Source organism: Pseudomonadota bacterium (genome assembly GCA_018823285.1).
GTDB lineage: Bacteria > Desulfobacterota > Desulfobulbia > Desulfobulbales > JAGXFP01 > JAHJIQ01.
Genome location: JAHJIQ010000019.1, coordinates 26406 through 39532, shown reverse-complemented (window position 1 = coordinate 39532; position 13127 = coordinate 26406). Strand labels below are relative to the sequence as shown.

The following is a 13127-nucleotide window of genomic DNA, read 5'->3' as shown; positions in this document are numbered from 1 at the left end:
GTTGGTGTAGTTGATGTCCAGGTTTTTGGTCTTCTTCAAAATATTTTTCGATGCGGTGAAAAAAACTCTCAAGGAAACATTCCCCGGGCCGATACGGGATATAGATGAGTAGAAAAACGTTTCACGGAAAATCTTAATGGTGCCGCGCGTAAGGAGGTGAGAGGCGGAATAGAGGCATTTGGCAGTAAAAGTAAGTAAAGAGTTTCAAGCATCCTGAGGGAACGGAATCCCTCTTAAAAACCTACATGGACGGAGGAAATCCCATGGCATTACGTATCAATACCAATGTGGCAGCGCTGAGCGCCCACAAAAACATGATCAAGAATGACAACGATCTTTCAGCATCACTTGAAAAATTATCTTCAGGTCTGCGGATCAACAAGGCCGCTGATGATGCAGCCGGTATGGCAATTGCCGACTCACTCCGGTCTCAGGCCCTGGGTCTTGGCCAGGCCATTCGAAATGCCAACGACGGTATTTCAATGGTGCAGACGGCTGATGGCGCTCTGCAGGAGTCCATCAACATCGTCAACACGGTCAAAACCAAATCGATTCAGGCCGCCCAGGACGGGCAGACGACCGAGTCCAGAAAGGCAATCCAGTCCGATATCAACAAGCTGTTGGAAGAGCTTGATATCATTGCCAAAACCACTGCATTCAACAACCAGAAGCTCCTTTCCGGAAATTTCACCAACAAGGCTTTCCAGGTTGGCGCCTATTCCCAGGAAACGGTCAGTATTTCCATCGCTTCTGCCGAATCAACCAAGATCGGGCATGTCAATACCTCGAACCTGACCTTCTCAGGTGTCGGAACGGCCGAGCTTTCGTTCTACAGCAACCTGCAGGACGCGACATTTTCGCTGAATGCGGTTGATCTGCAGTACAGCAACAGTCGTGAAGACAGCGTCGGCGCGATCACCGATTCCATCAACAAGCTCAGTGATGTTCTCGGTGTTTCCGCCACAGCGGTTGTCGAGTCAACCACTGCTGTTGGTGTTATTGCCGGCACCACCGACAGCGACTTCGCGATCAACGGAGTTACCATCGGTGCGATCAATGTCCAGAACAACGACAGCGACGGCGCTCTGGTCAAATCCATCAACCAGAAAACCTCCGAGCACGGTATTCTGGCCAGTGTCGACAATGAAGGGAAGCTGAAACTGACCTCAACTGATGACCGGGCCATTCAGCTCACCGGGACCAGCATCACCTCCGGAACCAATACCGGGACCAATGCGATCATGGGTCAGACCAACATGACCACCCTTGGGGTCATCCAGTTGAACCAGACGAGCGCTGCGGAAGTTCAGGTCTCCAACGGCGGCAGCTCAGGACTCGCTATTGCGACCGTGAATCCGCTGGAAATCAATGCCAACACGACCACGACCAACACCTCGGTCCTGGCTGCCGGTTCAACCATGACTACCGGGACAACCCTGAACTCCGGAACCGCAATCAATAACGCGGTAACGATTGCCGCTCTGGCCGCTGCAGGTCAGATTGTAGCGGGTACCGGCTCTGTGCTTGGCGCAGGAACGGTATTGAGTTCAGGAACCTCTATTACCTCGGATATGGTGGTCAGTGGTATAGCCGCTTCCAACGGTGCGATCGTGATCGCGGAGGGTTCTACCTTGCTCGCCGGGACCGTATTTGACTCAGGTTCAACCGTTGCAACTGCAGTGACTGTAGCGGCACTTGCAGGCACCACAGGTGATGTTCGGGTTGGCAGCGGTTCTCTGCTGATCAGTGGTGCTGTTTTGAACTGTGGAACGGTTATTCAGGGAACGGCCCGGGTGGGTGCCGAGACTTTCGGTTCAGGAACAATTGGCGCCGGATCGACGCTGGTGTCGGCGTCCAACATTATCAGCGGTACTGTATTCTATAGCCTTGCCGATATCCAGGCTGTTGTGGCAAGTGTCGGCTGCGGTGTTGTCACTTCCGGGGTCGGAACCTGGACGCTGTCTTTTTCGGGCGCAGTGGCAAGCGGTGCGACGACCTCCAATATTACCCTGGCTGGTGATGTGAATACAGTCGGCAATACCGACCTGGCGGCGAATACCACACTGACAACCGGAACATTTTCAAGGAACCAGGATCTGACGACAAACAGGGATCTGACCGTCAGCGGCGGCAACATGACCTTGACCTCGGGTTCAACGATCATCGTCAACTCAAGGCTGATCAATACTTATGCAGCCAACGACGATATCACCACAACCGGAACCAATGTCACCACCGCCAACTCGATTGCCGGAGCAGGATCGACTCTTATCGACGGCACCACCCTGGCTGCCGAGTCCGTTGCCGCAAATGATGATATCACTCTTTATGCGGCTTCAACCCTGACAGCGGCGATGGTTCTTGCTTCCGGGTCCACTGTGGTAGTCAACAGTGTTCTGGGTGCAGGCTCCAGCGCGGCGAACCACGATATCGTTCTGACTGCTGATGCGGTGCTGACCAACAGCCAGACGGTCCTTACCGGTTCCGTTCTCGGCGCCAACACCGCTCTGGCCACCGGTTCTTCATTCGGCGCCAATATTACTTTGGCGAACGCTGAAACCGTTGCCCCCGGATCACGGATGAACGTTGCCGCCGGCTCCACCATTGCGGCCGGCACTGTTTTTGCCAAAGACACGGTGTTGACCAACAATATTACCGGAACCGACGGTGTTACATACAACGCCGGTGATACCCTTACCGCTAATGTGACCCTGGCGACCAACCTGAGCAGCATCACCAATGCCCAGAATCTTGAGTCCGGAAGCGTTCTCGCCGCCGGAACCATTCTTGCGGCAAACAGTGCAGGCGCCGGGACTTCGCTGGGAACGGTCGGTTCTTCGGTAATGAACAGGCTGTCCGAGGTGAACGTTCTGACCCAGGCCGGCGCCCAGACTGCGATCGCTGTTGCCGATGCAGCCCTGAAAGACCTTGACAAAGTCAGGGCCGATCTTGGTTCCATCCAGAATCAGCTGACCTCGACGGTTGCCAATATCTCGGTTACCAGAGTAAACGTTTTTGCTGCGGAATCTTCAATCCGTGACGTTGACTTCGCCGAGGAAGCAGCCACTTTCTCAAAAATGCAGATTCTGACTCAGGCGAGCTCTTTTGCTATGGCGCAAGCCAACGCCAGTGCCCAGAGCGTCCTGTCATTACTCCAGGGCTAATCTGAAAAACCTGCGGTTCTTTTAGAACTTGCAGCGTTGTAAAATCGGGGTTGCGGACGAGGGTCCGCAGCCCCTTTTTTTTGTTTGAAATCTTCATATAAATAAAAACATATTCTGCATTGTGAATATTTATCACATACACAAAGACATCATGGATAAACTCCAAGGGTGTCATTCCAATTTCAGCCAATGACTCTTCGACAAGCTCATCCTTCGACAGGCTCAGGATGAACGGAATTATTATCTCAACTTTCTGAGTAAAGTTAATCTCCCGATAAAGCTGAGTTGAGCAGCTAGCCTGCTCGTATGAAACTTATACCCGTAGGGTGAAATAAAGGGGTTTTGGCGATTTTTTCGTGCCTGTTTTCCACAAGAAGGCAGAAGCCAGGAGTCAGAAGCCAGGAGAATAGCTTAAAGTTGAGTTGAGCAGCTGGTCTGCTCTTACGAAACTTATATCCGAAGGGTGAAAAAATCAGTCATTCTGGCTTCTGGCTTCTGGATTCTGGCTTCTAATCATGGAATGCCACCATGGCTTGGGATTATTTTATGACAGCAAACCAATATCTTAGGCAAGTCAGAAAGTTGAGTTGCTATGTATACCGCTCATCCTGAGCTTGTCGAAGGATGGTTCATATGAAGTCCCACTCAACACCGATATTTCTGTAAACCAATAATATCAACCACTTATCTTGTTGACCAGCAAACTGGCTGAGTTTTAGTGGTAATCATAAAAATTAAAAATCGTCTCAGGGAATTGCCGGGCGCAAAAATTGCAAATGATTTTCGCGGGAGAAATGGGGCTTCCGTCAACAAATCTCTCAAGAAAATTCAGCGGGTGACGATAAATAGGTATGAACTGAAGTGTGTTTCAGTCGCGGGTGGCGTTCCTTGAATAGGTTCGGAAAGCAAGGCGGCCCACGGCGGGAGACGGACTTCCGGTGCAGGAGGAAATCAAGGCATGGCTGGAAATATAAGCACTCTCGGAGTCGGCTCCGGGCTGGATCTGAACGGGATTATCGACCAGTTGCGGGAAGTGGATACCCAGGTTGTCGATCAGAAACGGGAAAAAATTACCACCCTGGAGGCACAGCTTGAGGAGTTCACCGTAGTCAAGAACAAGCTCCTCGATATGAAAAGCAACGCCCTCAATCTTTCCCTGGCCGGCACATTTATTCAGCGTTCCGTCTCCAGCTCGGATGAAGATGTCGTCTCGGTCCAGGTGGCGGATGGTGCGACCGTGCAAAGTGTTTCCCTGGAGGTTGTTGATCTGGCCTCCAGGAGTTCCTGGTTGTCTGCAGGATTGGCCGAAACTACCGGCAGTGTGAATTCCCAGGGCAGCGACCAGGCCTTCAGCTATAAGGTTGGTGACGATTCGATTGTGGTCACGGTGCCCGATGGGACCACCCTCTCCGGGCTGGTCGACCTGATTAACGACGATGCCGATAATCCGGGAGTGACCGCCTCGCTCATCAATGACGGCGACCCGGACACCCCGTACCGTTTGTTCCTGCAGGCAGACAGCCCGGGCGAGGACAACCGGATCGAGGCCATCGCCTGGCTGCCGGACCTGGCCATGACCGAGCAGGAAGGCGCGGCGGCCGATTCCCTTAATGCCGAGTTCAGGATCGACAACATCGACTACCAGCGGCAAACCAATACCTTCAGCGATACCATTTCCGGGGTGACCATGACCCTGAACGGGGTCGGGACTTCAACGGTCAGCATCGGCAGCAACGATGACGCGGTGCTGGAGTCGATCACCGCTCTGGTTGACTCCTACAATGAAATCGTCCAGGAGGTCAGGAGCAACAGTTCCTATGATGAGGAAACAGGCGCTTTCGGGCCGTTGATGCATACCACCCTTCAGAATCTGCCGTTTGAACTGCAGACCATGATGATTGCCACCTTCTCCGGCAGCGAAGATCTGATCACCCGCGTTTATAATGATAGCGACGGTTCATTTACCACCACCGACAAGAATATCTATTCCTTTGTCGATCTCGGCTTTGAATTTAACCGTGACGGTACGGTCACCATCAACCAGACCACCCTGAAGGCAGCCTGGGGCGAAAAGCCTGAAGGGGTCAAGGCCTTTTTCCTCGGGGACGAGGACGCGAACGTGACCGGCCTGGCCGACTTGATCAACGATCGCCTCCGTGAATACACCCTCGCCACCGGTCAGGTGGAGGCGGAAAAATCCGCCTCCCAGGTAAGAATCGATGATCTGGAACTGCAGATTGAAAACGATACCGCCCGACTTGATAAAAGATATGAATTATTGACTAAACAATTTATCGAATTGGACCGATATATGAATCAGATGACGTCGATATCCGACTATCTCACCAGCCAGTTTGACAGCATCTCGAATATGTTGACCGGAAGTGCGAAGAAATAACCGGATGGCAATTGTAACGACTTAAGTATCACCAAACTCAATCAGGAGGCAGAAATGGTTCCCAACCAGGCGCGCGACATCTACGGACATCTGGAATCCCAGACCAAAATCCATCCGGTGAAACTGATTCACATGCTTTTTGAAAGGGTGTTGATCCATCTTGATCATGCCGAAGAGGGGATCAGGGAGAACAGTCCCCGAAAGAGGGGTGAGAATCTTGGGAAGGCGGTGGCGATCATTTCAGAACTGAACGGTTCCGTAAGCCGGGATGACAAATCGGAGGCGGCGCTTTTCCTGCGCGGTCTTTACGAGGCCATTCTGGTCGAGCTGCCGAAGGTTTCAGTGAATAACGATACCCGAATTCTGCAAAGATCCCGCGAATATATCGAAAAGCTTAAGGAGGTGTGGGAGCAGACCGCCATGGTGGAAAACGGTCTGGAGTGCAGGAGTAAAAACAAGGGGGAAAATTTGCGTTCTATCCCGGGTAAGGAGAAAGGGTTTGCTCCGGAGTCATCGTCCCGGAAGTTGTCTTTTTCAATCTAGGAGTTGGTTCTCGTATGGATAATTTCCATGAACTGGATCTGGAGCTGGACAGCGCCTGTACGGATTTCGAATCTTTGCAGCTTAAACAGCTTGAGACGTTGAAGAGTGGTGATTTAAGCGATTTGATGTTTTTACATGAAGATCGGGAAAGGGCTTTTCTGCGTCTGAAAGCGTGCCTGGAAAAAGTCGCTGCTGATCCCGGCATATCAGGTGAAATGAACTTTCTGAAAGAGCTGCAAAAGAGAATTGAGTTGCAGTTGAAGGTCGGGAAGGCCCTTGATGAGGCGGCGGGTGATTGCCGGAATACTGTGGCAGGCAAACTCGGTGATCTGCGTAAAGGAAAGGCGGCCCTGAAAGGATACAGTGTCAGGCGCGGGAAAGCTCCTGATGCGAGATTTATGAGCAATAGAGGGTAGGGATGATTTTCAAAAGTGGAGGTTGTTATGGACATTAACACAAATACCGATGTCAAGGTTGTCGGTGTTCCGGTTTCTCCGGCCGTGGAGATCGAAGACCGGAACCGGCCTCAGGTGGCGCCGGTGCAGAACAGCGCCGATTCGTCCCGGACGGCTCTGGATGAAAAGTCGTTGCATGGTGGGCAGGAGAAGGAAAAGCCGATGACCAGGGAGGAACTGGGCAAGGCGGTCGAGGTCATCGAGGAACATCTGGCCCAGATGGGCAACCGGCTGGGACTGAGCCTCCACAAGGAAACGGAGGACATCCTGGTCAGGATTACCGACCGGGAAAGCGGTGAGCTGGTCAAGCAGTTTCCTTCCGAGGAAATTGTCAAGCTTCGCCAGAAACTTGACGAACTTGCCGGGCTCCTTTTCGAGGACACCATCTGATTGATGGAACATGTCTAACCCGGTAATTCCGGGATCCGAATACTCACTCCAAATTGATATGCCGGGGCCTGGGGGGTCTTCTGCCCAGACCAAGGCATATCTTCGTTTGCATGGCAATTCTGAGCGGATGTAGACATCCCTAAACAATTTGAATTTCCGTTCAAATATCCTGCCCTGAACTCCGGAATTTTTCCTTGACAATTTCTTCGACCGTCTTTATAAGGATAACTTCATTTTCTGAAGCTCTATTCATTTATTTACATAAAATTCAACAAGGAGATGTAAAATGTCCAAGTTAGTAGCCCCTCATGGCGGAAAAGGATTGGTTTGCTGCAAACTGCATGGCAATGAGCTGGTTGCAGAGCAGGAGAAAGCGAAAGGAATGAAGAAGATCCAGATCAGCGCTCGCGCCAAAGGCGACGTGATCATGATGGGTATCGGCGGTTTCTCTCCGCTTGATGGTTTCATGAAGAAAGCTGACTGGAAGAGCGTTTGTGAGAAATTCCAGTTGGCCGATGGTACCTTCTGGCCTCTGCCGATCACCCTGGACGTCACCAAAAAAGATGCCGATGGGATCAAAGTCGGTGACGAGATCGCTCTGGAGCGTGACGGCGTGATCTATGCCACCATGAAGGTCTCCGAGAAGTATGAGATGACCGAGGCCGAAAAGAAATGGGAGTGTGAGAAAGTTTTCAAGGGCGAAGGCGAAGAATCTGCAGATGACAAATTCTGGGATATCGCGCTGAAGGATCATCCCGGCGTCCAGATGGTTATGGCCCAGAAAGATGTCAACCTGGCCGGTACCGTGAAAGTTCTCTCCGAGGGCGAATACCCGGCCGAGTACAAGGGCGTCTACCTGACCCCGGCTGAGACCCGTGCCATGTTCGAAGAGCGCGGCTGGTCAGACATCGCTGCCCTTCAGCTTCGTAACCCGATGCATCGTTCTCATGAGTTCCTGGCCAAGATTGCCATTGAGGTTTGTGACGGCGTTCTGATCCACTCCCTGATCGGTAATCTGAAAAAAGGCGATATTCCTGCCAACGTTCGCGTGAAAGCGATCGATTGTCTGGTTGAGCATTACTTCGTCAAAGACAATGTCATCCAGGCAGGTTACCCGTTGGATATGCGTTATGCCGGTCCTCGTGAGGCCCTGCTGCACGCCACCTTCCGTCAGAACTACGGGATCACCAAGATGATCATCGGTCGTGATCATGCCGGTGTTGGTGACTTCTACGGTCTTTTCGAAGCACAGACCATTTTCGACAAAGTTCCTACCACTGGCAAAGCCGGTCAGGACCTGCTGTGCATGCCGCTGAAGATTGACTGGACCTTCTACTGCCACAAGTGTGATGGTATGGCTTCTCTTCGTACCTGCCCGCATACCAAGGAAGATCGCGTTATTCTTTCCGGAACCAAACTGCGTAAAGCACTTTCCGAAGGCGCCGAGGTTGTTGATCACTTCGGTCGTGAGGAAGTTCTGGTTATCCTCCGTGAGTACTATGCCGGTCTGACCGAGAAAGTTGAGGTCAAGATGCAGGGCGCCGCTTCCGGAGCAGTAATGAAATAATTTGCCGTCGGCAAAGTTTTCAATCTGAAAGCATAAGGGGATGCCGAGTGACCGGCATCCCCTTTTTTTATCGCCCCCTGCAGGCTCTTTATCTCGACATCCTGGGGGTGGTTGAAATGGCGCTCCGGGAAAGAGATGAATAACTCAACTTTCTGACTTGCCTTAAGATGTTGGTTTGCTGTCATAAAATGCCCCCAAGTCATGGCTGCATTCCATGGTTTGGAATCCAGAATCCAGAAGTCAGGAGCCAGAATGACTGATTATTTAAGCTTTTCTCCTGGCTTCTGACTCCTGGCTTCTGACTTCTTGCGGGATACAGGCACGAAAAAATCGCCAAAATCCCTTAATTTCACCCTACGGGTATAAGTTTCATACGAGCAGCCCAGCTGCTCAACTCAGCTTTATCGGGAGATTAACCTAACTCAGAAAGTTGAGTGAATAACAATGGTGATGCATGCGTAAGTTAACAGTGGGTCTGGGCGACAGGTCGTACCCGATAATTATAAAGGAAGGGCTTCTGGCGGGAGTTGGAACAGATCTGAAAGCCAGGAATATTGCCAAACGATTTGTTGTTGTTTCTGATAACCATGTGGCAACTCTGTACGGAGATCAGTTGGGAGAGTCCCTCACCCGGGCAGGACTTTCGTATGACCTGGTCACTTTTCCCCGGGGCGAAGCCAGTAAAAATCTGAATACCGTCGCTGAGCTTGCCAGTTCTTTAGCCCGCCTGGGCGTTGACCGCAAGGACGGGCTCATCGCCCTGGGAGGCGGGGTGACCGGCGATATCACCGGTTTTCTGGCCTCTGCCTATATGAGAGGAGTTCCTTTCGTTCAGGTGCCGACTACGCTGCTCGCGCAGGTGGACAGTTCGGTGGGAGGAAAAACCGGGGTCGATATTCCGGAAGGGAAGAATCTGGTCGGGGCCTTCTACCAGCCGAAATGTGTTTACATTGACCTGGATGTTTTAACAACCCTCCCGCCCTCTGAATTGCTGAACGGGCTGGCCGAGGTCATCAAATACGGGGTCATCTGGGATGCCGCTTTCTTTTCCTATCTCGATGAAAATCGTCAGGCGATCCTTGATCTTGACCTAACCGCAATTGAGAAGATCGTGGCCAGAAGCTGTGAGATCAAAGCTGAAGTGGTTGCGTCCGACGAACGTGAATCAGATCTGCGCCGGATTCTGAATTACGGGCACACCATCGGCCATGCGGTCGAAGCTGCGTCAGGGTATAAACTGGATCACGGTCTGGCGGTGGCGATCGGCATGGTGGCCGTAAATCAACTGGCTGTCGGGAAGAATATCTTTACCGCAGCAGATGCGGCAAAGGTCCGTGACCTGCTCTCCGCATACGGGTTACCGGTAGCCATCCCGGACGGCTACGATTGCAGAGAGATCAGGGGGTACCTGAAAACGGATAAGAAAACAGTCGGCGGCAGGACGTTCTTCGTGCTCCCGACCGGAATCGGGAAGGTAATCATCACCGATGATGTGTCCGATGCCCTGATCGACAAAGCTGTGGGGCTCTCTTAAACCGCGCAGCGGAACCCGATGGTATTGGACCAGGTGTTCGGTTCGATCAACCGTTGGCTTATGGTGATCCTGCCGGTCGAGGTCCAGCATCCGCCCTTCAGGATATACATCGGCTGGCTTCTGCCTTTTGCCGGATTATGGATCGTCGAGGTCCACTCGTATACATTTCCCAGCAGGTCACAGATGCCGAAAGGGCTTGCCCCCTCCCGGCCGTTATGGTCAACAGGACATGTCCCGCCGAGGTGGGATGAACTGAAATTGCCAAGCGAGTCACGCCATTCGCGACCCCATGGGTAGGGGTGGTTTGTTGTCCCTCTTGCGGCGGCTTCCCATTCTTCCTCGGATGGCAAGCGTTTCCCGGCCCAGGCGGCAAAGGCCAGCGCATCCTTGAAACTTACCTGGACTACCGGGTGATTGTGCTTGCCGGACAGCGCACCATGCCCCGGCCCGGAGGGATCTCTCCAGCTTGCGCCTTCCACACGGTTGGCGGTGGCGCCTCTTCTGATAGTGAATACCTTTCTGCCGCTTGCCTGGTCTCTGCCGGATGAGAACTGGCCTTCGTAGACGAGTCCGAAGCCCTGCTTTTCCGCTTCTGTCTGGTAGCCCGTGTCTCTCACGAACAATTCAAAAAGATCATTGGTGACCGGGTACTGGCCGATATGGAACGATTCGAGGAGAACATTCCTGGCCGGGTGTTCCGATGGCGTGGCGAGAGGTGTGCCGACCTGATAATTCCCTTTCTGGACTCTGACAAAGGCGGGTGTGAAACGCCTGAGAATCTGCGAGATATACTCTTCCTGTTCCTCCGAAAGGATGTCGGTTTCCTGAAGAGCCTGTTCCGGTTCCAGATAATCGGATAGCACTTCGAGAAGCCTTCGTTTCGGTGTGGGTTTGTGGTCGCTTGCAGTATCGTCTTCGTAAGCGACCAGCTCAATCTCATCCTCGTCCAGGATTTCCGTTACGTATTCAACAGGTTCGATATTTTCAAGATCTTCAAGTTGAGGGAGTTCGTCCTGGACCAGTTCATTGTCTGAACCTTCGGCTTCGATTATTTCGGTGTCATCCCCGGCAAGCTCTTCCTCAATGACAGTGTCTGTGAAGTCTGCGTCAATTACTGCCTCTTCGGATTCCTCATCGACAAATTCAACATCATCCTCGGTAAGGGTTTCATCTTCGATGGTCTCAGCGGCTATGTCCGCAAAGACATCTTTCTCAATGACGGTGTCGGCGATATCATTCTCAATGATTTCATCGATAAATTCATCAGCAGATTCGTCGTCGATAAACTCAACATCGTCTTCAGTGAGAACCTCAATCTCATCGCCGGCGTTTTCGCTGCCGGTATCTGAAGATCCGACTGCCTCAGGGGTATTGTTCAGCAGGCCAGAATCACCAGGATTCTCAGTTGTGGGGGTAACGACATCAATATCTTCCGCAATGATTTCATCGACAAAATCCTGGTCAGGTTCGTCGTCGACAAACTCCACATCATCCTCGGTGAGAATCTCAATCTCGTCGCCAGCGCCTTCCTCGCCGGCTTTCGCAGAATCACCGTTGCTGGAGACACCTCCAGGAGTTGTGGCTCCTGTCGCGGATCCAGAATATCCAACATCCGGACGGTCTGCGTCTGTTGCTCCGACAGCATCTCCATCTGTTCCGCCGCCGGGTGGAATACCCCGATCAAATCGCCCACCCGGTTGAAGGGTTGTCTCGTGGCCATGATCGTCAAAATCCGCAGCAGAGGCGGAACCTTTCTCTTCGGGCAGTTCGTCTTCATCAAACTCATCTTCAGCGGTAACGATATCATGGTCGACAGGTTTCTCTTCCGGTACGGAATCAGTTGCTTCCTGATCAATGTCGGCAGGAACTTCTTCACCAACAATGGAATCGGTGGAGGACTCGGCAATTATTTCTTCCACCGGGGCATCATCAACAAACTCGACATCGTCCTCGATGAGAATTTCAATTTCTTCTTCAACCCCGGCCTCCCCGATTGCCGTTGAAGCGCTTGAAACCGGGTCTTCTTCAATGATGCCCTTCCCGGAATCCTCAGGAGAATCGAAGGAGCCCGCTTCCAGGTCTCTGCTCTCCCGGATTTCCGGATGATCTTCAAACCCGCTCCGCTCTAGCGGCTCTTCTTCCTCCTCTAGGATCTCGTAGTCGACGATCTCGCCGAATTCATCATCGGTAATCTCTTCAATTACTTCTTCATCAATGAGGTCAAGGAGCGCGTCGCCATTTCCCGCTAGAGTCCCGGTTGCATCTCCATTGTTTATTGCCCCACTTGGCAGGGTGTCACTTTCTGCTACATCTGCGGCGTTGGCCCCGGCCCCTGGCCCATTTTCAGAGGAACCGGCATTTTCTCCCGGTTCCTGATCATCCGGCAGTTTGCCGAGCATGCGGATTGTTTTTTTTGTTTCTTCAAGCTCAGCAAGCAGTTGCTGGAAATCAGCACTCTCCGAATTGCCGGACATTCCGGCAACCATTTCTCTAAGCGAGGCGAAGAGATCCCGGATCGGGCTGAGAGAACCGGGAGTGACTCCGAGTTCCTGAAGCAGGTGGTTTTTCTTTTCCTCGGAAACGGCAAAGACATTGTCCCGGTTCAGGACGATTCCTTCCGGGTTCCCTCCTGAGTCGGAAAGTTTTTTCAGATCCTTGTTGATTGAGGACTTCAGGCCGCTCAGGTTTTTCCGCCTGGCCTTCATTTCAGCAGGGTTGCTGGTCTGCCAGAGTCGGCCGATGATCTCATCGGGGGGGATAGAGGTGAGGGTGTTCAGCGAATCCTGATCGGTGAAATATGAGCGGACCAGTTCAAGCAGCCGGAATTTCAGGGTGTCCGGTTTATAGTTGATGCGGGTGAGGGTTTCATTGATCCCCTCCACTGTGACCAGGTTGGGCATGGATTATTGTACAGCATTCGATAAGGTCAGTTCTCCTAAAAATACCTTTCGTGACGAACCGCTATAAACTTGAGGGTTGCCGGATGGTGACCGGCCAAGTTTTTACTGGTTTCATGGGAAAAGACTCAGGTATGATAATTGTCAAGGTCTATCGACAGAGGATTTTGGGAATGTGT

General features: G+C 52.2%; 8 protein-coding genes. 7 read left to right on the top strand and 1 reads right to left on the bottom strand.

The window, feature by feature from the left end; translation table 11 throughout:
* The first annotated feature begins 263 nt into the window (after positions 1 to 263).
* From KKG35_06140 to aroB, 7 genes are all read left to right on the top strand, one after another.
* Positions 264 to 3164, top strand: coding sequence for a flagellar protein FlaB (locus tag KKG35_06140; GenBank protein MBU1737702.1), 2901 nt, complete (start codon positions 264 to 266; stop codon positions 3162 to 3164).
* Positions 3165 to 4122: 958 nt separating this feature from the next.
* A complete protein-coding gene (gene fliD / locus KKG35_06135) occupies positions 4123 to 5562 on the top strand; it encodes a flagellar filament capping protein FliD (GenBank protein MBU1737701.1) in 1440 nt (479 codons plus the stop codon).
* A 54-nt stretch (positions 5563 to 5616) separates the two neighbouring features.
* Complete coding sequence (gene fliS, locus KKG35_06130) at positions 5617 to 6105, top strand: flagellar export chaperone FliS (protein MBU1737700.1); 489 nt, start codon at positions 5617 to 5619, stop codon at positions 6103 to 6105.
* A 14-nt stretch (positions 6106 to 6119) separates the two neighbouring features.
* Positions 6120 to 6521: a hypothetical protein gene (locus tag KKG35_06125; GenBank protein MBU1737699.1), complete on the top strand. Its 402-nt coding sequence runs from the start codon at positions 6120 to 6122 to the stop codon at positions 6519 to 6521.
* A gap of 27 nt (positions 6522 to 6548) precedes the next feature.
* Positions 6549 to 6950: a flagellar protein FlaG gene (locus KKG35_06120; GenBank protein MBU1737698.1), complete on the top strand. Its 402-nt coding sequence runs from the start codon at positions 6549 to 6551 to the stop codon at positions 6948 to 6950.
* Between the two features lie 286 nt (positions 6951 to 7236).
* Entirely contained in the window at positions 7237 to 8517 is a 1281-nt protein-coding gene (sat, locus tag KKG35_06115) for a sulfate adenylyltransferase (protein MBU1737697.1), read from the top strand.
* Positions 8518 to 8971: 454 nt separating this feature from the next.
* The gene (gene aroB, locus KKG35_06110) at positions 8972 to 10051 is read left to right on the top strand and encodes a 3-dehydroquinate synthase (GenBank protein ID MBU1737696.1); all 1080 of its coding nucleotides are present in this window, start codon (positions 8972 to 8974) and stop codon (positions 10049 to 10051) included.
* Here aroB and KKG35_06105 read toward each other — a convergent pair.
* On the bottom strand, positions 10048 to 12951 hold the full coding sequence (locus KKG35_06105) for an SUMF1/EgtB/PvdO family nonheme iron enzyme (GenBank protein ID MBU1737695.1): 2904 nt from the start codon (positions 12949 to 12951) through the stop codon (positions 10048 to 10050). The genes aroB and KKG35_06105 overlap by 4 nt on opposite strands.
* Between the last annotated feature and the right edge of the window lie 176 nt (positions 12952 to 13127).